The organism is Flavobacterium profundi, assembly GCF_006491645.1.
In the GTDB taxonomy this organism is placed as follows: Bacteria; Bacteroidota; Bacteroidia; order Flavobacteriales; family Flavobacteriaceae; genus Flavobacterium; species Flavobacterium profundi.
On sequence record NZ_VDCZ01000014.1, the window covers coordinates 38554 to 63883 of the forward strand.

Genomic DNA, 25330 nt, shown 5'->3' on the forward strand with positions numbered 1-25330 from the left:
GCAAAAAAAATAAAATAAGAAATAAAATAACTAGTCAAAACTTAATTTTTGAAATTGAATTTGGCTTTGAAATTGAAAAAAATGAAAATAGTAGTAATCGACAATTATGATAGCTTCACTTATAATTTAGTACATTATTTGGAAGACTTAGATGCGGAAGTTACCGTATTTAGAAACGATGAATTTGAATTAGATGAACTCGAAGCATTCGATAAAATTGTATTGTCTCCAGGTCCTGGTATTCCAGAAGAAGCCGGACTTTTAAAAGCAGTCATTAAAAAATACGCGCCAACGAAAAGTATTTTTGGTGTTTGCTTAGGTTTACAAGCGATTGGTGAAGTCTTCGGAGGCAAACTGATTAATTTAGACAAAGTATATCATGGTGTAGCTACTCAAGTTACACAAATAGAAGAAGATTTTATATTTCAAGATTTACCCAAAATTACTGAAGTAGGTCGTTATCATTCTTGGGTTGTGGCCAATGAAAATTTACCCGAAGAGTTGATTATCACTTCCATAGATGAAAACGGGCAAATTATGTCTATGAAACATAAAACGTATGATGTAAGAGGTGTTCAATATCATCCTGAAAGCGTATTAACTCCAAATGGTAAAAAAATTCTTGAAAATTGGTTGAAGAATTAAAAATACACTATTATAAAATTTATTCAAGTATCTCTCACAAAACCAACTATGAAAACAATATTAAATCGATTAATCAATCATGAAATACTTTCAAAAGCAGAAGCAAAAGAAGTATTAGTTAACATATCTGCTGGTAATTATAATGGCAGTCAAATTGCTTCCTTTTTAACTGTCTACATGATGCGTAGCATTACTATTGAAGAATTATCAGGGTTTAGAGAAGCTTTATTGGAATTGTGTATTCCTGTTGATTTTTCTGCTTACAACACGATTGACTTATGTGGAACAGGTGGTGATGGTAAAGATACGTTCAATATTTCAACTTTAGCCTCTTTTATTGTTGCGGGTGCAGGAATTAAGGTTGCCAAACACGGAAACTATGGTGTTTCTTCTATTTCTGGTTCAAGTAACGTTATGGAAAAAATGGGTGTAAAATTTACAAATGATATTGCTTTTTTAACCCAATCTATTGAAGAAACCAACATCGCTATACTTCACGCCCCTTTATTTCATCCAGCCATGAAAAATGTAGGACCTATTCGTAAAGAATTGGGAGTAAAAACCTTCTTTAACATGTTGGGGCCAATGGTAAACCCATCCTTTCCAAAAAATCAAATGGTAGGCGTTTTTAGTTTAGAATTAGCTCGAATGTATGCTTATTTGTACCAAAACACCACTACTAATTATAGCATTCTTCATGGATTAAGTGGTTTTGATGAAGTTTCTTTAACGGATGAAGTTAAGATTATAACCAATACTTCAGAAAATATTTTAAAACCAAAAGATTTTCAATTGTCTACCATTGAATTAGAAAAAATAAAAGGAGGAAATACTACAGATGAAGCAGCACAAATATTTTATAACGTAATTTCTGGAAAAGGTTCAGAAGAACAAAATAATGTCGTTTGCGTAAATGCAGCAATTGCCATACAAACGGTTAACAAAAATAGTTTTGCTGAAGCATTTTCGCAAGCGCAAGAAAGTTTAGATAGTGGTAAAGCATTTGAAAAATTAAAAAGACTAATTGAAATAAGTAGATAAAACCATGAACATGCTAGATAAAATAATCCTAGATAAAAAAAGAGAAGTTGCACTGAAAAAAAGCATCATTCCTACAACTCAATTGGAAACATCTGTTCTGTTTAACGAACGTACCTATTCGATGTCCAAATTACTTAAAAACAGTCTGTCAGGAATAATATCAGAACACAAGCGTCGTTCTCCATCAAAACTAGAAATTAATAATGCTCATACAGTTGAAGAAGTTGTTGTTGGATATCAAAATGCTGGTGCTTGTGGAATTTCTGTCTTAACTGATGGTAAGTATTTTGGTGGAAGTTTAGATGATTTGTTATTAGCAAAATCTTCCGTAACAATTCCTTTATTACGAAAGGAATTTATTGTCGACGAATATCAAATCATTGAAGCAAAAGCACATGGAGCTGATACCATTTTATTAATTGCTGCCGTTTTAACAAGAGAAGAAATAAAGCAATTATCGGAATTGGCACAAAGTTTAGCCTTAGAAGTATTACTAGAAGTACACAATCGTGAAGAATTAGAAAAAGCAATTATGCCTAGTTTAGATATGATAGGTGTAAATAATCGAAACTTAAAAACATTTGAAGTTAGTTTAGACTACAGTAAAGAATTGGCTACCTTAATTCCAGATAATTTTGTAAAAGTTTCAGAAAGTGGCATTAGTACTATTGAAGCTGTTAAAGAGTTACAAAAATATGGTTATCAAGGCTTTTTAATGGGTGAACATTTTATGAAAACCAACAATCCTGGAGCAACAGCAAAAGAATTTATAAATACAATTACAAATGGTAGACATTAAATTAAAAATATGTGGCATGAAATATCCTGAGAACATTCAAGATATTAGTACTTTAAACCCAGACTATTTAGGTTTTATTTTTTGGGAAAAATCCCAACGAAAATTTGATACCAATGAAATTTTAGAAGTTCCTAGCTCCATTAAAAAAGTAGCTGTATTTGTAGATGAAGAGCCCGAAAAAATTAAATATATTATTGATCAATTCAATTTTGATGTAGTTCAATTGCATGGTTCGGAAACTCCGGAATACTGTGAAATAATTCAATCTTTTTCAGTTGAAGTGATCAAGTCTTTTTCAATTGATGAAAATTTTGATTTTGGACAACTTACTGCTTACGAACCTTATGTAGATTACTTTCTTTTTGATACCAAAGGAAAACTTCCAGGTGGCAATGGTATTTCATTTGATTGGGATTTACTTTCGCAATATACCTTAGAAAAACCTTTTTTTCTAAGTGGTGGAATTGGCCTAACCAGCGTCGATGCTATAAAATCTTTTCTAAGCACAGAAAATGCAAAATATTGTCATGGAATAGATGTAAACAGTCGCTTCGAAAAAAAGAAAGGATTTAAAAATTATTCAAAACTAAAACGATTAAAAAGAAGATTATATGAAAACGAAATATAATGTAGATGAATTGGGCTTTTATGGAAAATTTGGCGGTGCATTTATTCCTGAAATGTTGTATCCAAACGTGGAAGAACTGAAAGAAAACTATTTAAAAATAATGGCAGAACCTTCTTTTCAAGAAGAATTCAACCATTTGTTACAACAATATGTAGGAAGACCTACTCCACTTTATTTTGCAAAAAGACTCTCTGAAAAATACCAAACAAAAATTTACTTAAAAAGAGAAGATTTATGCCATACTGGTGCTCATAAAGTAAACAATACCATTGGTCAAATCTTAATGGCCAAAAGATTAGGTAAGAAAAGAATTATTGCTGAAACAGGTGCTGGCCAACATGGAGTGGCTACTGCAACAGTATGTGCACTTATGGGATTGGAATGTATCGTTTACATGGGAGAAATTGATATTCAAAGACAAGCTCCCAATGTAGCCCGTATGAAAATGTTAGGTGCTACAGTTCGACCAGCAACATCTGGATCAAAAACATTAAAAGACGCAACTAATGAAGCGATTAGAGACTGGATTAACAACCCTGTAGATACATTTTACATTATTGGATCTGTAGTTGGTCCGCATCCTTACCCAGATATGGTGGCTCGTTTTCAAAGTGTGATTTCAAAAGAAATTCAAAACCAACTTCAAGTTCAAGAGGGCAAAGAAAATCCAGATTATGTGATTGCCTGTGTAGGTGGTGGTAGTAATGCTGCCGGAGCTTTTTTTGAATTCTTAGAGAATGAATCCGTACAATTAATAGCTGTTGAAGCGGCTGGACATGGAGTTGATTCTGGAGAAAGTGCAGCTACTTCTGTATTAGGAAAAATTGGGATTATTCATGGAAGTAAAACACTTTTAATGCAAACAGAAGATGGTCAAATCACCGAGCCTTATTCTATTTCAGCTGGATTAGATTACCCAGGTGTTGGTCCGTTACATGCGCATTTACATGACTCTAACAGAGCAGAGTTTATAGCCATAACTGATGCTGATGCCATGCAAGCGGGATTGGATTTATCAAAAACAGAAGGCATTATTCCTGCCATTGAATCGGCGCATGCTTTTGCTGTATTAGATAAAAAAACCTTTCAACCTAATGACATTGTGGTAATTAACCTTTCTGGAAGAGGAGACAAAGATTTGAATACCTATATCGATTATTTTAATTTAAGTGATTAATTGTTGGCTAAACCTTTTAAACAATTAAACCTTACAATTTTAAACCCAAAATAAGATGAACAGAATAAACCAAAGTTTAGAACAAAATAAAAAATTGCTTTCTATCTATTTTACAGCTGGTTATCCCAATATAAATGATACCGTTTCCATTATTCAAGAATTAGAACAAAATGGTGTTGATATGATCGAAATTGGTTTACCATTTTCCGATCCATTAGCTGACGGACCAACCATTCAAGAAAGTTCTACACAGGCCATTGCAAATGGAATGACCACTTCCCTACTTTTTGAACAATTAAAAGACATTCGTAAAACGGTCCAAATTCCATTAATTATCATGGGTTATTTTAATCCTATGATGCAATTTGGCATGGAAAAATTTTGTCAAAAATGTCACGAAATAGGAATCGATGGTTTCATTATTCCAGATTTACCTTTATATGTATATGAAAATGAGTATAAAAGTTTATTCGAAAAATACAACCTAAAAAATATCTTTTTAATAACGCCACAAACTTCAAAGGAACGAATTACTCAAATTGACACTATTTCCGATAGTTTCATTTATATGGTTAGTTCTGCTTCGGTAACTGGAAGTCAAAGTGGATTTGGAGAAGAACAAATCCATTATTTTAAACATATTGAAAGTTTGCAGTTAAATAACCCCCAAATTGTTGGTTTTGGTATAAAAGATAATGCTTCTTTTACACAAGCAACTGCGCATCAAAAAGGAGCTATTATAGGTAGTGCGTTTATAAAATTTTTGGCTCAAAATCCAATAAGCCACATACGTGAATTTATTGAAAAAATAAGAAATTAAATAGTAGTAGTATTATATCTTTTTAGTAGGGTTTAAAGTCATCTAGAATTTTAAACATAAATATGCTTATTGTTTTTTTAACTAGAGATTGTCTCTTTTTTTAATTCAAAATAAATAGGGTACAGAATTTATTTTATATTTGGCAAAAAAGATTTCAATAAAATCTTAAAAAGCCCTAGTATAATTCAACAAAATACATCCTACTAATACTTAAAATATGAACAAAGATTACAAAATAGCATTTATAATTTTATTTATAATTGGTTCTTTACTTTTTGCAAGAGAAAGAACTATGATTGCTAATTCTATAGAAGCGCATGAAAATTATTTAAAAGAAGAAAATGATAAAAAAAATGAAATTAATAATTTACTCCAAGCAAATACAAAAAAAATAGAAAATATCGATTCAAAAGTAAATTCATATTTGGATCAATTTAAAAAAATAGAACTAAAAACTTTTGAAAATAAAGATATCGATAGTTTATCCAATTATTTTTTAGAAGTTATAATTGCTAAAAGCTTAGATTCTACAGAGGCAGTAAATGATAAAGATAATTTCATTTTAAATAAACTAACTAAAAAAAATACACTTGTTGTTTTTAAAGATGAAATTGAAGTAGACGAGAAATTTAATCTTTTAAATAATTTTGAAGGAGCCTTAAATGGTAATTATGAATTTAAAAACAAGTTAAATTCTCAAACTGATTTAAATTCTAATTTCTTAAAAGAATCATTAACCAAGTGTCAATCAATCCAGTATATTGTAATTGCAAAAGAGGCTATTGTATATAAACCCAAAGTAATCAGTAGTAAAAACTTTGAGAGTGGGATTATTGCTATTTATTATGAAATATATGATTTAGAATCAGGAGACAAACTTCATGACAGCTATGTATATGCCGAAAACAGTGAAAATATTCCTACATTCACTTTTGGCAATAACAGTGGTTTAACCAATAGTATTTTAGAGCGAAATTTAAAAACAAATGGTACAAAAGCAATAGTAAGCTTATACGATGCTGAAAATCAATAATTTTCTGTTTGAAACTTAATTACATTAGAAACCTACTAAAAAATATATAAATGATAATATTCGGTAAAATATTTGGTGGAAAAGTCCATAAAGTTGATAATCAATGGATCGAGACAAGCTATTTAATGATAATGGCACCTTTAATTCCATTAGAAACTATGTTTGTTACAAACTCTGAGTTTAATAGACGTCAAGGTTTTTCTATCGCTATGAATGGAAAAAGTGTTTTACATGGTTATATTCGATTTTTTACCTTCATCGCAACAATAGGCCTTTTTGGCTTTTCTTTATTTGGTAGACATGAAATAAGCCATTCTATAATGTATTCTCCTGCTTTATATGGAACGCTATTTGGAGCTATTTATATATGGTCTCGATTTAAAAATACCGAACCTAGTTTAGAAGAAATTATTCAAAGAAAAGCAATAGGTGCTATAACGGGTTTAAATGCCTTACCAGAATGGTTACCCGTTGCTGTTAAAAATCAACAAGAAGAAAATTTAAAAAAACTGATTGAAGAAAAGTTTAATTCTGAGGATATTAAATCGATTGCCTTAAAAAGCTTTAAAACCCCCGAAGAATTAATGTTAATCTTTACCTATTTAAGATTTGTAATTACCGATAAAAACAAAGCAATACAATATAAAACGGAATATGAATTTGTTTTAAATGAGTACGCCAAACTTTTTGCAAAATCAGAATCTCAATCACATTAAATCTATACTGTAAATTCAAAATTTTTTTTTTTTAGTAGCATTAAATATAAAAATAGGTAATCTGATTTATAGCACTATATCTTTTTAAAATCATTTTAATATATATACTAATAGATATTCACTATTAGAATATATTTTTAGTAACTACACTAGATTGTATAAGTTTTAAAAACAGTTTCATAAAAGTTAAAAATATGTTAAAAAAAATTAAACAAACGTTTAATTTAAACAATTGTTTAATTTTGTATCGGATTTAAAACTTTATACAATGACAGAATACAATCCAAAGCAAATAGAAATCATTTCCATCACTGAAAAGTTATTTGCTGAAAAAGGATTTGATGGTACTTCTATAAGAGAAATTGCCAAAGCTGCTGATATTAATGTGGCAATGGTTTCTTATTATTTTGGTTCTAAAGAAAAATTATTGGATGCTATTATTTTATATCGTCTTTCCTCCTTTCGATTAATGCTGGAAAACTTACAAGCTGAAAACATAACCGCAAAAGAAAAGGTGAGCAAGTTTGTAGCTATTTACATTAAGCGTATTTATGAAAATAGAGATATTTATCAAATACTGCATTACGAAATTGTAAATCAAAACAGAACGAGCAACTTTCCTGCTTTTTCAGAAATCAAAAAAAACAATTTAAAACTTTTAGAAGAGATTATTCAAGAAGGACAAAAGGAAGGTGTTTTCAAGCAAAATTGTAAATCGGTTTTAATTCCACCAATTGCAATAGGTGCTTTCTTTCAGATTTATAATAATAAAAAGTTTTATCAAGAATTAATTGGTTTACAAGATGAAATTTCCTTTGAGAATTATATCTTAAATGAGTTTACCAATGATATATCAAACGTAATTTTAGGAATGTTAATTCAATAAATATGAATAATAAAAATGTACTTATACTCTATTTTGTGCTCTTATTGACCTCTTTTCTACAAGCACAAAATGCGAAATCACTTTCCTTAGAAGAAGCTATCCATATTGGTGTTTCCCAAAGTAACCAAGCTATTTTGGCAGATACTAAAGTAAAAACTTCGGAATGGGAATTGAAAACCGTAAAAAACAATCAATTGCCGAATTTATCTGTTTCTGGACAATATTTCAGATTAACACAAGCTAAAATTAAAGGCAATTTAGCACCCGAATCGGGTGGGAATGGTTTAGATATCAACCAATTGATGATTGGTCAAGCTACAGCTACTATACCTGTCTTTAATGGCTTTAAAATTCAAAATGGTATTAAAGCTGCAAAAAGCATCAACAAAGCAGAAATTAGTCATGCCCAACATACAAAAGAACAAGTGGCTTTAGCGGTTACCCAATTGTATTTTGGTTTGTACAAAACCAATCAAATGATTCAATTAACCGAAGATTTTTTAAAAACGGCACACCAACGTGTACTTGATTTTCAAGCAATGGAAGACAATGGCTTACTGGCTCATAATGATTTATTAAAAGCACAATTACAAGAATCAAATATTCAATTGTCATTGGCTACAGCCAAAAAAAATTATTCAGTTTTAAACTATCAATTGGCTAATCTTCTACAATTACCTGAAGGAACTGTTATCGAAATTCCTGAAAACAGTGTTGAAAAAACAACTGAAATCGTTACCGAAACTGCAACAGAAAGAAAAGATTTAGAAGCCTTGCAATATCAAGAAGAAGCCTTAAAAAGTAATATTAAAATTGCAAAAGGCAATTATTTACCATCTATCAACTTGATTGGAGGTTATATTGCACTTGATGTTAAAAATGCTTTTACAATTACCAATGCAATGAATTTTGGAGCGGGTATTTCCTATGATTTCTCTTCTCTATTTAAAAATAAAAAGGAAGTTGAAAAAGCAAAAAGTAAGACCCTAGAAGCTACCCAACAAATTGCCATTCTTTCCGATAAAATTAAGGAAGAAGTTCAAGAAGCTAATGCTAATTATGAATTAGCGCTCCAACAAAAAGAGGTGTATTTAAAAGCACAAGAGCAAGCAACAGAAAATTATCGTATTGTAAAAGATAAATATGATAATGGCTTATCTACCACTAATGATTTATTAGAAGCCGATGTAGATCAAATTCAAGCTAAAATAAATTATGCTATTGCTACTTCGGATATTCAAGAAAAATATTATGAATTATTATACCAACAAGGAAAATTAACCCAATCATTCAACGTAAACTAAGAGATACTGATGGAAAAAAAGAAGACAAATAAGAAATTCACCCTAATATTAATTGTAATTGTGATATTAGGTCTTAGCTATGGTGGTTACAAATACATCCATTCCTTAGCACACGAAACGACAGATGATGCCCAAATTCAACAAAATATGAATCCGGTAATTCCAAGAGTTTCAGGTTATATTAAAAAAGTAAATGTTACGGATAACCAATTTGTAAAAAAAGGAGATACCCTTTTTGTCATTGATACTCAAGATTATTTAGTAAAAGAGAAAGAAGCTCAAGCCGCTTTACTTATAGCGCAAAACAGTCTTGAAGTTTCCAAGGCAGATACAGGTGGTGCTTTAGCTAATGTTTCGGTTTCTAGTGCCAATTCAAAATCTACTGAAAATGCAATCGAAGCTGCCAAAACCAGATTATGGAGAGCAACTAGTGATTTTGAGCGTTATGAAAATTTATATAACAACAAATCGATTACCAAACAACAATACGAACAAGCTTTAGCTGCAAAACAAGAAGCTGAAACAAATTTAAAAGTGGCTCAAGAGCAAAGAAATGCAAGCAATTATTTAAAAAATGCGGCTATCTCTCGTTCTAATGTGTCTAACAAACAAGTGGAAGTAGCTGCTGCTAATATTATGAAAGCCAAAGCGGTTTATGAAGCTGCTCAATTGAACCTTTCATACTGTTATGTAATTGCACCTATCGACGGACAACTTTCTTCCGTTAGCATTCAAAACGGTCAATTAGTGCAACCTGGACAATCTTTATTCTATATTATTAATACAGAAGATGTTTGGGTAGTAGCCAATTTTAAAGAAACTCAACTCAATAAAATGGCTTTAGGACAAAAAGTAGGTATTAAAGTGGATGCTTATCCAAATGAAGAATTTGAAGGGACCGTAACTTCGTTTTCTCCTGCAACAGGATCTCGTTTTTCATTATTACCTCCTGATAATGCGACAGGAAATTTCGTAAAAACGGTACAAAGATTACCCGTAAAAATATCATTAACTGAAGCTAATAATAAAGAGAAAGTAAAATCACTTCGTTCTGGCATGAATGTAGAAGTTGATGTACATCTTAAATAATCATGAGTACAAGCACAACAAATACACACGAAGATAGTCTCGTTGAATATGGTTTTAATCGTGTGATTATTACCATAACAGCAGTATTATGTGCACTTTTAGAAATTGTAGATACTACTATTGTAAACGTAGCCTTAAATGACATGCGTGGAAGTTTAGGAGCTACATTAACAGACGTAGCATGGGTAATTACTGCTTATGCAATTGCCAATGTTATTGTAATTCCAATGACGAGCTGGTTGTCACAACAATTTGGACGTAGAAACTATTTTGCTGCTTCTATTATTATTTTTACCACAGCTTCCTTTTTATGTGGAAATGCCACAGGAATTTGGGAATTAATTGCTTTCCGATTTATACAAGGTCTTGGTGGTGGTGCATTACTAGTAACTTCTCAAACTATTATTACAGAAAGTTATCCGGTTGCTAAAAGAGGAATGGCTCAGGCTATTTATGGAATGGGTGTAATTGTTGGACCTACTTTAGGACCGCCTTTAGGAGGTTACTTGGTTGACACTTATTCTTGGCCTTATATTTTCTATATTAATATTCCAATAGGGATTATAGCTACCTTATTAACTTTGACCTATGTGAAGAGTCCTAAATATGGTGAAAAATTAAGTAGCAAACAGGTGGATTGGTATGGCATACTCACATTAGCTGGTTTTATAGGCTCGTTGCAATATGTTTTAGAACATGGACAGCAAGATGATTGGTTTAATAACACTACTATAATTACTTTAAGTTTAGTTAGTTTCTTAAGTTTATTTTTCTTTATTTGGCGCGAACTAACCTATGAATATCCTATTGTTAACCTGAAAGTTTTAAAGGACACCAATTTAAAAGTTGGTACCATTCTTAGCTTTATCATGGGATTTGGTTTATATGGTTCTACCTTTATTATACCTATATATACGCAATCCATATTAGGTTGGACTGCTACAGATGCAGGATTACTTTTAATTCCTAGCTCCTTGATGACTGCTTTTATGATGCCGATTATTGGCCAATTATTACAAAAAGGGGTTCCTCAAAAATATTTAGTCGCTTTGGGCTTTCTAATGTTCTTTGTGTTTACTTTTTGGATGTATACCATCATGACACCAGACACAGCTGAAAATTATATGTATTGGCCTTTAATTGTGAGAGGTTTAGGTTTAGGATTACTCTTTGTTCCTATTACTACACTATCATTATCCACTCTTAAAGGAAAAAGTATTGGTGAAGGAGCCGCATTTACTGGAATGCTTCGCCAATTAGGAGGTTCATTTGGTATTGCCATTATAACTACATTTATTGCCCGTTTTAGTCAGGAACATAGAGTAAATTTAATTTCTAATATAGATGTTACTAAAGTTCAGGTACAAGATCGAATTCATCAATTACAAATGGGATTTATGTCGAAAGGTTTTAGTAGTAACGAAGCTTTGGCTAAAGCACATCAGGTTTTAAATATGAGTGTGATGAAGCAAAGTACCGTTTTATCGTATATGGATATCTTCCTATATTTAGGTATACTATTCTTAATTTGCGTACCCATTATTCTTTTAATTAAAAACAATAAAAATAAAGTAGATATTAGTGAAGCCCTACATTAATCACTTTTAAATTTAAAAAAGTCCAAGTGTTTCTTGGACTTTTTTATTTCTAACGGTTTGTATTCTGTATCTTTGATTGTATTTTCCAATCGCTAGTATGTTTCAGTTTAAAAAACACTACTTTATAGCAACTATCCTACTCTTTTTAATTGAAGTTGGTATTGCGCTTTATATACACGATGACTTCATTCGTCCTTATATGGGAGATGTACTCGTAGTACTATTACTTTATTGTTGCATTCAATCCTTTTTTACATTCTCTGTAAAAGCAACAGCTGTAGTTGTATTATTGTTTTCTTTTACTGTAGAATTCTTCCAGTATATCCACATAGTTGAGAAATTAGGCCTACAAAAGTATGCAATAGCACGAACGGTTTTGGGAACTTCTTTCTCTTGGATTGATTTACTTTGTTATACTATAGGTGTTATCTTTATAGTATTAATTGAAAAAAGAAAGTTATCTCGTAAAAACTAATTTATTTCCTTTGCTTAAATTGGCATCAAAAGCATAACCCTCATAATTAAATTTTTTCAAATCATCAATGGTTTCTGCTTTGTCATCAATAATATAACGCACCATTAAACCTCTCGCTTTTTTAGCAAAAAAACTAATCATTTTTAATTTACCATCTTTGTAATCCTTAAATTCAGGAGTAATTACAGGCACCTTTAAGGCTTTGGTATCCACAGCATTAAAATATTCATTGCTGGCTAAATTTAAAAACAATTCACCTTTACTCAATTCTTTATTTAAAGCATCTGTAATTGTTTTTTTCCAAAATTCGTACAGATTTTTCTTGCTTCCAATTGGTAAAGAAGTCCCCATTTCTAAACGATACGGTTGTATTAAATCCAAGGGTTTTAAAACACCATATAATCCAGAAAGAATACGCAATTTATCTTGTAAAACCTCTAATTGATCTACTGGAATGGTATAGGCATCCAAACCTACATATACGTCACCGTTAAAAGCATACACTGCTGGGCGTGCATTTTCAGCTGTAAAAGGAGTTTGCCAATCTTGATTGCGTTGCCAATTTAATTCAGCTAACTTTTCAGAGATAGACATTAAATCCATCAATTGTTTAGGTTTTTTCTTTTTTAAGGTTTTATGAATGGTTTCCGATTTGGATAAAAAATCAGATTGTGTAAATTGATTGGTAGGTAATTGGGTTTCAAAATCTAATGATTTTGCAGGTGAAATAACAATTTTCATAGTACGTTTTTATTGTTTTTCAAATGTACGAAAAAGAGTAAGCTTTGGTTTACAATTGCTATCAAAAATAATTATAATTATATTAGTTTTATGGATAAAGTCTTTACTATATTTGAATAATACTCAACTTTATGTTTTTATTAGAACTAATTATAGACTGTATACTTCTCTTTTTAGATATTAAATTTTTAAGAGAATTTAAAAAGAAAAAAAAGGCAGGGCTTCCAGTACTACCAAGCACAAAAATTTATATCGCAACAATAAGCATTGCGCTATTTTTTATAACAGGTTATTTTATTTATCAAATGATTATTGGTTCAAAAAAAGAGGCTTTGGAAAAAATGCATGGTGTTGAAATCGCATTAAATAAAGAAAAAGAAAGTTTTGGTAAATATCCTGAAAATTTAAATGCAATTATCCGAAATAATCCTTTGAAAAAAGATATCACTTTAGATTATTGGGGAAATGAGTATTTTTATCAAACTTCCAATAATGCTACTTCTTACCAACTCCTATCTAAAGGGAAAGACGGTCTTCTAAATACGGATGATGATATTCATATTACTTTTTAGTTCCAATCTATTTTTTGTAATTCAAATTGCTTCGTACTAGAATTAAAATAATAAATTTGGGTATTTCCAAGTAAACAATCCTTACCATATTCTTCAATAAATGAATCTAAAATGATAATTTGAATTGTTTCTCCAATAGTAAAATCATAAACTGGGTAATTCATTTCTTCAAATAAATCTATACAGTTACCATTGCCCTTTTTTGTACTTTTGAACGCATCAGTAAAGTTTGTAAAAATAGCTTTATTTGAAATACTTTCTTCTATTGCATTATTTTTAACTTCATAGAAGGTTACGTTATTTCCATCTCCTACTTTGTCATTTAGTACAACTACATACGAATCATCATCAGCCTTGAATAAAGTTATGGTCCAAAACCCATCTACAATTGAAAAACCTGCCTTAGTAGATTCAAAAAATTTTTGATTAAAATATAGAGGATCATTATCAATATAAAAATTATTGCTTTTAATTTCATTATACCATTTTTTTCTATCTTCCAATTTCCATTCCCAACTTGAAAAAGAAGAATCTGGCAATAATAAAATAATATCCAATAAGTCTTTATGCTTATTAAAATCTAACGCAATCTTTTGATTAATTGAATCTTCACTTTTCTTTTTAACTAAAGAAATAGTGTCATTTGATTCTTTCTTGACATTCAAATTATCACGTAAATTTTCTCTACATGAGACACCTAAAATCAAAATGAAAATTAGTTGAAGTACTTTCATACAATTGAAGAACTTTTATTTATATAACCTTACTCTTCTTCCGTATAACTTTGTGCTTTACTATACACTCTCCATTTTTCAATACAATCTACCATATCTTGCGGAATAGCTGTATTAAAACGTAAAAAATCTTTCGTAATAGGATGTTCAAAGCCTAAGGTTTTAGCATGTAAAGCTTGTCTTGGTAATACTTTAAAACAATTGTCTACAAATTGTTTGTATTTTGTAAATGTAGTTCCTTTTAAAATCACATCACCTCCATAACGTTCGTCGTTAAATAAGGTGTGTCCAATGTGTTTCATGTGCACTCTTATTTGGTGCGTTCTTCCTGTTTCTAATCGGCATGAAATTAAAGTGACATAACCAAAACGTTCCAAAACTTTAAAGTGCGTTACGGCTGGTTTTCCTCTTTCTCCATCAGGATATACTGCCATTTGCATTCTATTGGAAACGTGTCTATCGATATTTCCTTCAATAGTACCTTCTTCCTCTTGAATGTCTCCCCAAACTAAGGCTACATATTCTCTTTCTGATGTTTTGGCCGCAAATTGTTTGGTTAAATAATCCATAGCCAATTCGGTTTTGGCAACCACTAATAAGCCCGAAGTATCTTTATCAATTCGGTGTACCAAACCAGGACGTTCTGAACTGTTCATGGGCAAATTATCAAAATGATAGGCCAAAGCATTCACTAACGTTCCGGAATAATTGCCATGACCAGGATGCACCACCATTCCAGCAGGTTTGTTGATTACAATCAACTGATCGTCTTCATAAACTATATCTAAAGGAATATTTTCACCTTTTAAAAGGTGTTCGTAAGGTGGATGTTCAAGCATCACACGCACTACATCATCTGGTTTTACTTTATAATTGGATTTAACGGGACTATCATTCACAAAAATAGCACCCGAATCGGCTGCTTTTTGGATTTTGCTTCTTGTCGTATTTTCAAGTGCATTCATTAAGAACTTATCAATACGTAAGGCTTGTTGCCCTTTAGCAATTACGAACCGATGATGCTCGTGTAAATCGTCTTCCAAATCATCGTTTGAAACGGTATAATCTGTCATTTATTCTCCTTCTTTAAATTCTTCTGGTAACTGATTTTCTTCTGATTCTAAAATGATATCGGAAGCATCAAAAACCTCTTTCCCATCTCCTAAAATAAAATCTACAACAGAATTTTTCTTTACTTTATCTCCTACTTTTAGTGTTTTACCATTTTGAGTTAATCCTAAAACCACATCCTTAGCCATGTTTTTCTTGTAGGTATTTTTTCCTTCTTTTAATCCTAATGATTTTAAATTAGCACTAATTTGACGGTAGGTTTTCTCATAAAAATCGGGTAATTTAATATCGGTAAAACCTCCTGAATTCAATTTAACATAAATTTTTCTACCATCTTTTACTGTAGTTCCTGCTTTCGGGCTTTGTTCTACAATCGAGAAAGGAGGCATATCTTTTCTAAAATCAACCGTGTCTAATAATAACAATTCTAAACCCATTTCTTTTAATTTCTCATCTGCAATAGTCACTTGCATTTTAGATAAATCTGGTACAGGTATTTCCTCTCCATGATTGGTTTTAAAATCTAAAAATGTAAGTAATGCAAAACCTAAAACGATAATAATACCAAAGGCAATCGCTAACTGAATAAAAAATGTTTTACTGGTTAAGAATTTTTTAATGCTCATAAATTTGAATTTTGACAAAGATATAAAATAGAAAAGATTTAGAGTTATAAATAAATAATGTAATTTTGTTTACTTATTAACGGAATTATATGAAAAATGTTGCCATCATCATGGGCGGTTATTCAAGCGAATATAAAATCTCTCTTACTAGCGGTAATGTCGTTTACCAAAATTTAAATCCATCAAAATATAAAGGATATCGCGTTCATATTTTAAAGGATAAATGGGTGTATGTTGCTGATGATGCAAGTGAATATCCAATAGACAAAAGTGATTTTTCGGTTACAGTTAAAGGTTCCAAAGTGATTTTTGATGTGGTATTCAATGCCATTCATGGTACACCTGGAGAAGATGGTTTATTACAAGCCTATTTTGAATTATTACAGCTTCCACAAACATCTTGTGATTATTATCAAGCAGCATTAACTTTTAACAAAAGAGACACACTATCCGTTTTAAAACCTTATGGTATTAAAACAGCTACTTCTCATTATCTAAATTTAGGGGATGATATTCCAGTAGATACCATTTTAGAAAAAGTAGGTTTGCCTTGTTTTGTAAAACCAAATAAATCGGGATCTAGTTTTGGTATTACCAAAGTACATGCTAAAACGGATTTTTTACCCGCTATAGAAACAGCTTTTAAAGAAGACAATGAAGTGATTATTGAAAGTTTCTTAGACGGAATTGAAGTTTCTGTAGGTGTGATTAGTTATAAAGGAGAAACAAAAGTATTACCCATTACCGAAATTGTTTCTGAAAATGACTTTTTTGATTACGAAGCCAAATATTTAGGTAAATCTCAAGAAATTACGCCAGCCCGATTATCCAAAGAAGTACAAGAAAAAGTTGAAGCAGTTGCAAAAAAAGCATATGAAGTATTAAAAATGAAAGGTTTTTCTCGTAGCGAATTTATCTTAGTTAATGGAGAACCTCATATGTTAGAAATGAATACGGTGCCGGGTTTAACCAATGAAAGTATTTTACCTCAACAAGCTCGTGAAGCAGGAATATCGCTTGCAGAACTTTTTGAGAATGCCATTGAAGAAGTAGTACAATAGAACCAACTTAATTATTTTATATGATTTTTTACGGAACCAGAGCCAAAAACATCCACAACGGACAAATCAAAAATGTAAAATGTCCTAACTGTGAAAACGAAACTTCCATGACTTACAGCGTATTTGGTAAATATGCTCATGTGTATTGGATTCCTTTCTTTCCAATTCGTAAAATTGGCGTAGCAGAATGCAATACTTGTAAACGCACCTTTGAGGTGAAAGAATTACCAGAAGCGATTCAAAACAAATATGAAAATGAAAAAGAAAAAGCAGGTGTAAAAACTCCGGTTTGGTTCTTTAGTGGTGTTTTTATAATTGCTGCTTTAACTCTAATGGGAATGTATTTTTCCTACCAAAATGACACAGACAATGCCGAGTTTATTGTCAATCCAACTAAAGGTGATGTGTATCATGTAAATGGAGATGCAGGCTACTATTCTACTCTTAAAATTGAAAAAGTAACCCAAGACAGTATTTATGTTTTTGTAAACCAATTACAAACCAACAAAAAATCGGATTTAGATAATATAGATAAAGAAGAAAATTATATTGATGTGTATGGTTTTACAAAACAAGACATTCAAAGAATGTTTGATGAAAAAGAAATTTTCGATATCGAAAGAAAATAAATAAATCATGAAAAAAATAGTAGTATTTCTGATGTTTTTTGTGCACCTCGGTTTTGCTCAAGACGCCATCATTCCAAAAGACCAAATGAATTCCATTCGTTATGAATACAATTGGAAAGACGAAACGTTTCTAATTATTAATTATCGGTATCCACAAGACTATTGTCCATACGAAAATTACGAAGAATTGGATAAAACCTATGCTTGGCTAACTGATAAAGTATATGGTAAAATTGATCTTTCAAACATCAGAAATATTTACGTTTACGAAGATAAATTAGCCGCAAAACCTATCCTTGATTTTACAACGCATTATGATGATGTAGGGCATTATTTTTTAAAAAACTTTTTTGATAAAAAAGGCAATTGTATTGGCTTACTCATTATTAATAGTCAAGGAGCTTATAAATACATCATTGGTGATTATTCCAGTAAAGATATTATCAATATTACGGAAGCATTAAAAATAAAAGAATGAAAAGAGCTATTTTCCCAGGATCATTTGATCCTATAACTAATGGTCATTATGACATTATTAAAAGAGGTGTTTCTTTATTTGATGAAGTGATTGTTGCCATTGGTGTAAATGCTGAAAAAAAATACATGTTCACTCTAGAAGAACGTAAAAAATTTATTGAAGAAACCTTCAAAGACGAGCCTAAAGTAAAAGTAATTACCTATCAAGGATTGACTATCGATTTATGTAAAAAAGAAAAAGCCGATTTCATTTTGAGAGGACTTCGCAATCCAGCCGATTTCGAATTTGAAAAGGCAATTGCACATACCAATAGAAGTTTGTCCAGAATTGAAACCGTATTCTTATTAACTGCTGCACGTACTTCCTATATTTCATCGAGTATTGTTCGTGATGTGTTACGAAATGGTGGTGATATCACCCGATTGGTTCCAGAAGCGGTAATGGCAAATAAATAATTAATTAGGTTTACTACAAGTTAAGTTTAGTTTAAGCATAACTTAATCAGGCTTATTATGCATTAAGTTTGTTTTAAACATAACTTAATTAGGTTTACTACAAATCAAGTTTGGTTTAAGCATAACTTAATTAGGCTTATTATGAATTAAGTTTGGTTTAAGCATAACTTAATTAGGCTTATTATGAATTAAGTTTGGTTTAAGCATAACTTAATTAGGTTTACTACAAATCAAGTTTGGTACAAAGCTAAAAAAAGGGTTAGGTTTCTTTCTTTTGAAGTACTACTTTTGCATTTTTATTCTAAAAGCCAAAATTAGCATGCAAAAAGTACTCAATTTATTCGATTTCAAACAAAAAGTAGATTATAAAACGGAAGTTCTAGCGGGTTTAACGGTTGCTATGACCATGATTCCAGAATCGTTATCTTTTGCAATTCTAGCAGGTTTTCCTCCTCTTGTAGGTTTATATGGTGCTTTTATTATGGGAATCATAACTGCTATTTTTGGTGGTCGTCCTGGTTTAATTTCAGGTGGTGCTGGTGCAACTGTTATTGTATTGATTGCTTTAATGAAAACCCACGGCTTAGAATATGTTTTTGGTGCGGTTGCTATTGCTGGTGTCATACAAATCATTGTTGGATTGCTAAAATTAGGAAAATTCATCCGTTTGGTACCACAACCTGTAATGTATGGTTTTGTAAATGGGTTAGCCGTTATCATCTTCCTTTCTCAATTAGAACAATTTAAAACTTTGGTAAACGGACAATCGGAATGGTTGAGCGGTACTCCTTTATTTATAATGGCTGGTTTAGTGGCTTTAACCATTGCCATTATCTTACTTTTTCCAAAAATCACAAAAGCAATTCCTGCTTCATTAGTTGCTATTCTAATTGTTTTTGGAATTGTATTACTTTTTAACATCGATACCAAACAAGTGGTGGATATTGCTTCTGTAAGTGGTAGCTTGCCTCCTTTTCATATTCCTCAAATTCCTTTTACTTTTGAGACCTTTAAAATTATACTTCCCTATGGTTTAATTATGGCTGCAGTAGGTTTAACGGAAGGTCTTTTAACCTTAAATTTAGTAGATGAAATTACAGGCACCAAAGGAAACAGTAATAGAGAATGCCTCGCACAAGGTACTGCGAATATTGCCAATGGTTTTTTCTTTGGCATGGGCGGTTGTCCTATGATCGCACAAACATTGGTCAACTTATCTTCGGGTTCAAGAGCGAGATTATCTGGAATTATTGCCGCATTAACTATTTTGGCAATCATTTTAGTGGGTGCTCCTGTAATCGAATTATTACCTATGGCTGCTTTAACGGGTGTCATGATTATGGTTGCTATTGGAACATTTGAATGGGCCAGTTTTAAAGCGTTTACCAAAATGCCAAAACCAGATATTTTTGTAATGCTAGTAGTAACCTTAATTACCATATTCTTACACAATTTAGCTTTAGCTGTTTTAATCGGAGTGATTATTTCTGCTTTAGTATTTGCTTGGGAAAGTGCCAAACGCATTCGTGCGCGTAAATATATAGATGAAGCAGGTGTGAAACATTATGAGTTGTACGGACCTTTATTTTTTGGTTCTACTACCGCTTTTGCTGAAAAATTTGATGTACAAAACGACCCAACCGAAGTGATTATCGATTTTGCTGAAAGTAAAATTACCGATATGAGTGCGATTGATGCAGTAAATAAAATTACGGAGCGTTATGCAGCCGTGGGAAAAACCGTTCATTTAAAACATTTAAGCAACGACTGTGTGGAATTACTTAAAAATGCAGCTGCGATTATTGATGTTAATATTTTGGAAGACCCAACGTATAAAGTGGTTCCAGGAAAATAAATTAGTCATACATTTTTTAGTTATATACTAAATTAATAAAAGAATATACAGAACTAAACAAAATATACTTTATCAACCATTTGTACTTCATTTTGATTACATTTGATTTTCTTTTTTTAATAGGTACATTATGAAAAAAATTATACTCCTTTTATCTTTTTTTATTGCAACTCTTACTTCCTTTAGTCAAAACATTTTAATTACTGAATTAAATACTAGGAATATGACTGGAGGAATTAATGTAAATGTTAAGACGGTTTCTGGAACTGGTTCGGGCTATTTAAGCAACAGTTATACAATTAATGGAAATGTAATCGATTTAGATGTTTGTTATTGGTTTGATAATACATTACCCATACTCTATTTTGATAATGATTTTTTTATTCCAATTACCACAGAAGGAAATTACACCATCAACGTGCATATCATTCTTTCAAGTTCTCAAGTTACTTGTGATTATTATGCTAATACTGATAATCAAACCACATCTGAAACGTATTTGTCAGCAACTCAATTTGAAAGTAATAAAATCCAATTTTTACTTTTTCCAAACCCTACAAATGGAAAACTAGAATATACTATTAAGGACGCAACTATCAATCAAATTACAGTTTTTGATCATGTAGGGAGTTTAGTAAAAAAAATAAATACAGTATCAAAAGATCATATCGATTTAAGCGAATTAAACGAAGGTGTATATTTTTTAAAAATTCAAACTGATTCTGGAATTCTAAATGATAGAATAATCATCCGAAAGTAAGTTTACACCCTACTTTTTATAGTTCAAAGAAGTATCTAATTTTATTTTTCAAAAACTATAATCTTATCTCTAATGTCAAGTTTCTTGAATGGTACTTTCTTTTGTAACCAATGTAACGTAGCTTCTTGATAGATAAACACATGCGTTAAATCATTTTTGTAATACCAATTTTCAAAAGGCGATTGATTACGATACACTTCGGTTTTACAATATAGTTTTCCATGAGGGAATAACATAGAATGCAATAATTCAAACTCTTGTAAAGGGTGATGAAAATGCTCCATCACTTCACAACAGGAAATAAAATCATATTGCTGCAATAGTCTTTCTGGAATATTTTCAAAAAAAAGATCATAATTTACTACCGAATAGTCTTTTTCTGTGAGTAGTTTTGAAATAACAGGTCCAGTTCCAGAACCAAAATCCAAGCCTTTATGTGTTGTTGTAAAATCTTTTATAATTGCTTCAACTATCGGCCATACAAAATTTTGGTATCCCAAATCATTCACATCATTTTCGTGTTGTTCGTAATGTTGCTTTTCTGTATCTCTATCAAAATAAGTATGTTTAGGTCTGAAAATACCGTCACACTGACTGCATTTATAAAACAGATGCTTGGGTTTTGTACAAAAAACCGTAGCCGTTGAATGACATAAAGGACAGGTTTCAGGTTTCAATTTAAATAGGGTTATTTTGATAAATTATTATTTTAAGAGTTCTCGATACACGTCACTTCGAGTGCGAAGCGTATCGAGAAGTTTATTCCATTACACTTCATAAAAAACACTCGAACTGACGTTAAATAGAAAAGTAGAGAAATTAAGCATTTTATTTTTATATGAGTTCTCGATACATTTTTTATTCCATTTCATTTCATAAAAAACACTCGAACTGACGTATACAAAAAGTAGAATAACACACCTCCTCTTTCCTCTTTCCTCTTTCCTCTTTCCTACTCTCTTTTCACAACAGATCGTGCCACTTCAATTTTGTACTTCTTCCCTTTTATTTTTTGGTCTTTTATTTTTAATAAAGTTGGTTGAATCTTATTGGAACGTATGGCAGCAAAAGAGATAAAATCTTTCACTTCAATTAAACCAATATCTTCTTTACCCAAATTTGCTTTTTGAGATAAAAAACCAACGATATCAACTTTATTCAATTTATTTTTCTTGCCACCACTTATATATAGGGTTTGAAAAAGAGGATCTTCTGGTAACTTTTTCGCTTTGGAGACATCCAAAACAAAACCGTCATAATCAAAATAGTCTACTTTTTTCTCGGCTTCAGTAACCAAAACATAAGCCGTTCCAGTGGCCAACATACGAGCAGTTCGCCCGTTTCTATGAATAAAATCTTCTTCCTTTACTGGCAAATGATAATGAATCACGTGTTTCATTTCTGGAATATCCAAACCACGAGCTCCTAAATCGGTAGTTATTAAATACGAAACACTTTTATTTCGAAACTGAATTAAAGCTCTTTCTCGTTCGTCTTGATTTAAACCCCCATGATAAAAAGTTGCTATAATTCCTTTTTTTGTTAACCAATCATACACCCTTTCGACTGCTTCTCTATGATTGCAAAAAATAATTGCTGCTTCCGATTGTAAGGAGCAAATTAATTGGAATAGTGTTTCTACTTTATCTTTAGAAGGCGATACAACGATACGAGTAGCTAAATTCTCATTTATTTTTTCTTCTTCCGTAAAATCGAGTACGGTTGGATAATTTACTCCTGTGAACTTTGGTATTTCTACCGCAGCAGTTGCAGACACTAATATACGCTTGTTAATTTTGGGCAATCGTTTGATGATATAAGACATCTCTTCATGAAAGCCTAATTGCAACGATTTATCAAATTCATCTAAAACAAAGGTTTGTATGTTCTTCGTATCAAAACTTTCCCTATCTAGATGATCGGCAATTCTTCCTGGTGTACCAATGAGTAGTGCAGGTGGCGTACTCAAATTTTTCAATTCGATTTCAAACGAATGTCCGCCATAACAAACATTAGCTTTAAAAGCCGTATTCATTTTTTTCCAAACCTGTTCGATTTGCAATCCTAACTCACGAGAAGGGACTAAAATTAAAGCTTGTACTCCTTTTTTATCAACTTCTAACATTTGATAGATTGGTAGCAAAAAAGCTAGCGTTTTTCCAGAGCCTGTTGGTGAAAGTAACAACACATTAGGATCATTCAAGATAGCTGTTTGAGCCGCTTCTTGCATGGAATTTAACTCTTGAATTCCTAAATTCAAAAGTAGCGTATCAGATAAAGAATTGTGATTCATTTGGCAAAGATAGTTTTAGAATTTTGAATTACGAATTTTGATGGGTATTTAATAGCTGTTTCTTTTTTTATTACATTTGAGAAACTAAAACAACCTACATGAAAAAACTAACACTACTCCTACTATTTTCCACTTTTGTTTTTTCCCAAGATTTAAAAACCCCTTTTGAAAAAGGAAACGGAAACCAATCTACCACTTATGAAGAATGTATTGCGTATTATACACAATTAGCCAATCAGTTTCAAACCATTCAAATGGATGCGATGGGCTTAACCGATGCTGGAGAACCTTTACACATAATCACTTTTTCAGAAAATAAAAATTTCGATTACAGTCAGAATAAAGGCGTTATTTTAATCAACAACGGCATTCATCCAGGTGAACCAGATGGAATTGATGCCACCATGCTATTATTTCGTGATTTGGCTACAGCCAAAATAAAAGTTCCAAAAAACACGATTATTGTAGCCATTCCTATTTATAATATTGGCGGAAGTTTAAATAGGAATTCCTATTCAAGAGCCAATCAAAACGGTCCAGAAGCATATGGTTTTAGAGGAAATGCGAGAAATTTTGACTTAAATAGAGATTTTATCAAATCAGATTCCAGAAATTCTAGAAGTTTTCAGGAAATTTTTCACGAAGTAAATCCCGATATGTTTATTGACAATCATGTTTCTAACGGTGCCGATTACCAATACACTTTTACCTGTATCGCTACACAACATCAACGTTTAGGTGGAAAACTAGGAGAGTTTTACAAAAATGAAATGCATCCAGAAATCATGAAAGATTTAAAAAAGAAAAAGATTGAAAGCACTCCCTATGTAAACATTCATGGCGATACACCAGATGGTGGTTTTTCTCAATTTATGGATTCACCTAGATATGCTACAGGTTATACCACATTGTTCAATGCGTTAGGTTCGGTCCCAGAAACCCATATGCTAAAACCTTACAAAGATCGTGTTGCAGTTACGTATGAATACATGTTGAGTACCATTAACTATGTAGACAAAAACTTTTTAAAGATTAAGAAATTAAAAACCGAAAATCTTAAAAATTATACGGTAGGCATGAAATATCCTTTACAATGGGAATTGGATTCTTCTAAGGTTACCAAAATGGAGTTTAAAGGCTACCAAGGCAATTATAAAACCAGTGAAGTAACTGGTAAAAACAGGTTGTATTATGACAGAAAACAACCTTTTACCAAAAAAATTAACTTTTATAACGATTATAAAGCGACTAAAGAAACTACAATTCCTTCTTATTATATAGTTCCGAAATCGCAATGGCCCATTTTAGAGCTATTGAAATTAAACGAAATTGAAATGCGTTCCATTGAAAATGATACCACTATTTTAGTCGAAAGTTATACAATTGCATCTTATGAAACAGCCAAAAGACCTTATGAAGGACATTATGGTCATTACAATACGGTGGCAATTAAAAGTTTTGAAAAAATGTCATTCAAAAAAGGCGATTTTTTAATTAAAACCCAACAAAAAGGAGTTAAATACTTGTTAGAAACATTAGAACCCGAAGCCGTTGATAGCTATTTCAATTGGAATTTCTTCGATGCCATTTTACAACAAAAAGAATATTTTTCTGCTTATGTATTTGAAGATTTAGCCAAAGAATTATTGGATAAAAGTGCCAAGTTAAAAGCCGAATTTGATGCTAAAAAAATGATGGATAAAGATTTTGCTGCAAGTGGAGAAGCGCAATTAGATTGGATTTACAGAAATTCAGAATATTATGAAAAAGCGCATTTGCAATATCCTATCTATAGAATTAAATAACTTTATTTTAGGAAATACTTCTAAAATAACATAAAAAAG

General features: G+C 31.3%; 27 protein-coding genes. 21 read left to right on the forward strand and 6 right to left on the reverse strand.

Translation table 11 applies throughout. The features are described from left to right. The first annotated feature begins 81 nt into the window (after window positions 1–81). The 13 genes from FHG05_RS15890 to FHG05_RS15950 all read left to right on the forward strand — a co-directional run bounded on the left by FHG05_RS15890 (window position 82) and on the right by FHG05_RS15950 (window position 12211). Entirely contained in the window at window positions 82–645 is a 564-nt protein-coding gene (locus tag FHG05_RS15890) for an anthranilate synthase component II (RefSeq protein ID WP_140999098.1), read from the forward strand. A 48-nt stretch (window positions 646–693) separates the two neighbouring features. Then, the gene (gene trpD / locus FHG05_RS15895; RefSeq protein ID WP_140999099.1) at window positions 694–1686 is read left to right on the forward strand and encodes an anthranilate phosphoribosyltransferase; all 993 of its coding nucleotides are present in this window, start codon (window positions 694–696) and stop codon (window positions 1684–1686) included. A gap of 4 nt (window positions 1687–1690) precedes the next feature. Next, entirely contained in the window at window positions 1691–2485 is a 795-nt protein-coding gene (gene trpC / locus FHG05_RS15900; protein WP_140999100.1) for an indole-3-glycerol phosphate synthase TrpC, read from the forward strand. Between the two features lie 16 nt (window positions 2486–2501). Further along, window positions 2502–3113, forward strand: coding sequence for a phosphoribosylanthranilate isomerase (locus tag FHG05_RS15905; protein WP_232338105.1), 612 nt, complete (start codon window positions 2502–2504; stop codon window positions 3111–3113). Then, window positions 3097–4290: a tryptophan synthase subunit beta gene (gene trpB, locus FHG05_RS15910; RefSeq protein WP_140999101.1), complete on the forward strand. Its 1194-nt coding sequence runs from the start codon at window positions 3097–3099 to the stop codon at window positions 4288–4290. The genes FHG05_RS15905 and trpB overlap by 17 nt, the downstream gene beginning before the upstream one ends. A gap of 55 nt (window positions 4291–4345) precedes the next feature. After that, window positions 4346–5110 (forward strand): tryptophan synthase subunit alpha, encoded by a 765-nt coding sequence (gene trpA / locus FHG05_RS15915; RefSeq protein ID WP_140999102.1) that lies wholly within the window; start codon window positions 4346–4348, stop codon window positions 5108–5110. 217 nt (window positions 5111–5327) lie between these two features. Further along, the gene (locus FHG05_RS15920) at window positions 5328–6143 is read left to right on the forward strand and encodes a hypothetical protein (RefSeq protein WP_140999103.1); all 816 of its coding nucleotides are present in this window, start codon (window positions 5328–5330) and stop codon (window positions 6141–6143) included. 50 nt (window positions 6144–6193) lie between these two features. After that, window positions 6194–6859, forward strand: coding sequence for a hypothetical protein (locus tag FHG05_RS15925; RefSeq protein ID WP_140999104.1), 666 nt, complete (start codon window positions 6194–6196; stop codon window positions 6857–6859). Window positions 6860–7127: 268 nt separating this feature from the next. Further along, the gene (locus tag FHG05_RS15930) at window positions 7128–7745 is read left to right on the forward strand and encodes a TetR/AcrR family transcriptional regulator (protein WP_140999105.1); all 618 of its coding nucleotides are present in this window, start codon (window positions 7128–7130) and stop codon (window positions 7743–7745) included. Between the two features lie 2 nt (window positions 7746–7747). After that, complete coding sequence (locus FHG05_RS15935; protein WP_140999106.1) at window positions 7748–9049, forward strand: TolC family protein; 1302 nt, start codon at window positions 7748–7750, stop codon at window positions 9047–9049. A gap of 9 nt (window positions 9050–9058) precedes the next feature. Beyond that, on the forward strand, window positions 9059–10138 hold the full coding sequence (locus FHG05_RS15940) for an HlyD family secretion protein (protein ID WP_140999107.1): 1080 nt from the start codon (window positions 9059–9061) through the stop codon (window positions 10136–10138). 2 nt (window positions 10139–10140) lie between these two features. Then, on the forward strand, window positions 10141–11736 hold the full coding sequence (locus tag FHG05_RS15945; RefSeq protein ID WP_140999108.1) for an MDR family MFS transporter: 1596 nt from the start codon (window positions 10141–10143) through the stop codon (window positions 11734–11736). Window positions 11737–11833: 97 nt separating this feature from the next. Continuing rightward, window positions 11834–12211 (forward strand): ribosomal maturation YjgA family protein, encoded by a 378-nt coding sequence (locus tag FHG05_RS15950; RefSeq protein ID WP_140999109.1) that lies wholly within the window; start codon window positions 11834–11836, stop codon window positions 12209–12211. Here the strand turns inward: FHG05_RS15950 and yaaA are convergent. Next, window positions 12194–12952: a peroxide stress protein YaaA gene (yaaA, locus tag FHG05_RS15955; RefSeq protein WP_140999110.1), complete on the reverse strand. Its 759-nt coding sequence runs from the start codon at window positions 12950–12952 to the stop codon at window positions 12194–12196. The genes FHG05_RS15950 and yaaA overlap by 18 nt on opposite strands. A gap of 131 nt (window positions 12953–13083) precedes the next feature. Here yaaA and FHG05_RS15960 point away from each other — a divergent pair, with 131 nt between their 5' ends. Beyond that, window positions 13084–13524, forward strand: coding sequence for a type II secretion system protein GspG (locus tag FHG05_RS15960; RefSeq protein ID WP_140999111.1), 441 nt, complete (start codon window positions 13084–13086; stop codon window positions 13522–13524). Here FHG05_RS15960 and FHG05_RS15965 read toward each other — a convergent pair. Genes FHG05_RS15965 through FHG05_RS15975 form a run of 3 tightly spaced genes read right to left on the reverse strand, consistent with a single transcriptional unit; the run spans window position 13521 to window position 15955 of the window. Then, window positions 13521–14258, reverse strand: coding sequence for a hypothetical protein (locus FHG05_RS15965; protein ID WP_140999112.1), 738 nt, complete (start codon window positions 14256–14258; stop codon window positions 13521–13523). The genes FHG05_RS15960 and FHG05_RS15965 overlap by 4 nt on opposite strands. A 29-nt stretch (window positions 14259–14287) precedes the next feature. Beyond that, entirely contained in the window at window positions 14288–15331 is a 1044-nt protein-coding gene (locus FHG05_RS15970) for an RluA family pseudouridine synthase (RefSeq protein WP_140999113.1), read from the reverse strand. Continuing rightward, window positions 15332–15955, reverse strand: a complete 624-nt coding sequence (locus FHG05_RS15975) for a PASTA domain-containing protein (RefSeq protein WP_140999114.1) — start codon at window positions 15953–15955, stop codon at window positions 15332–15334. Between the two features lie 89 nt (window positions 15956–16044). Here FHG05_RS15975 and FHG05_RS15980 point away from each other — a divergent pair, with 89 nt between their 5' ends. The 6 genes from FHG05_RS15980 (at window position 16045) to FHG05_RS16005 (ending at window position 21193) form a co-directional block, all read left to right on the forward strand. Beyond that, window positions 16045–17016: a D-alanine--D-alanine ligase gene (locus tag FHG05_RS15980; RefSeq protein WP_140999115.1), complete on the forward strand. Its 972-nt coding sequence runs from the start codon at window positions 16045–16047 to the stop codon at window positions 17014–17016. 20 nt (window positions 17017–17036) lie between these two features. Continuing rightward, on the forward strand, window positions 17037–17645 hold the full coding sequence (locus FHG05_RS15985) for a zinc ribbon domain-containing protein (protein ID WP_140999116.1): 609 nt from the start codon (window positions 17037–17039) through the stop codon (window positions 17643–17645). A 7-nt stretch (window positions 17646–17652) separates the two neighbouring features. Next, window positions 17653–18123 carry a hypothetical protein gene (locus tag FHG05_RS15990; RefSeq protein WP_140999117.1) on the forward strand — a complete coding sequence of 157 codons (471 nt, stop codon included), beginning with the start codon at window positions 17653–17655 and terminating at the stop codon, window positions 18121–18123. After that, the gene (gene coaD / locus FHG05_RS15995) at window positions 18120–18578 is read left to right on the forward strand and encodes a pantetheine-phosphate adenylyltransferase (protein WP_130736234.1); all 459 of its coding nucleotides are present in this window, start codon (window positions 18120–18122) and stop codon (window positions 18576–18578) included. Before FHG05_RS15990 ends, coaD begins: the two co-directional genes overlap by 4 nt. Before the next feature lie 319 nt (window positions 18579–18897). Then, window positions 18898–20433, forward strand: a complete 1536-nt coding sequence (locus tag FHG05_RS16000; RefSeq protein WP_140999118.1) for a SulP family inorganic anion transporter — start codon at window positions 18898–18900, stop codon at window positions 20431–20433. 130 nt (window positions 20434–20563) lie between these two features. Beyond that, window positions 20564–21193, forward strand: coding sequence for a T9SS type A sorting domain-containing protein (locus FHG05_RS16005; protein WP_140999119.1), 630 nt, complete (start codon window positions 20564–20566; stop codon window positions 21191–21193). 41 nt (window positions 21194–21234) lie between these two features. On the opposite strand, the gene FHG05_RS16010 is transcribed toward FHG05_RS16005, so the two are convergent. Together FHG05_RS16010 and FHG05_RS16015 are read right to left on the reverse strand one after the other, a co-directional pair. Beyond that, window positions 21235–21870, reverse strand: a complete 636-nt coding sequence (locus tag FHG05_RS16010; protein WP_140999120.1) for a class I SAM-dependent methyltransferase — start codon at window positions 21868–21870, stop codon at window positions 21235–21237. A 275-nt stretch (window positions 21871–22145) separates the two neighbouring features. After that, a complete protein-coding gene (locus FHG05_RS16015; RefSeq protein ID WP_140999121.1) occupies window positions 22146–23486 on the reverse strand; it encodes a DEAD/DEAH box helicase in 1341 nt (446 codons plus the stop codon). 98 nt (window positions 23487–23584) lie between these two features. On the opposite strand from FHG05_RS16015, the gene FHG05_RS16020 reads away from it, so the two are divergent. Beyond that, window positions 23585–25291 carry a M14 family metallopeptidase gene (locus FHG05_RS16020; RefSeq protein ID WP_140999122.1) on the forward strand — a complete coding sequence of 569 codons (1707 nt, stop codon included), beginning with the start codon at window positions 23585–23587 and terminating at the stop codon, window positions 25289–25291. Window positions 25292–25330: the final 39 nt, after the last annotated feature.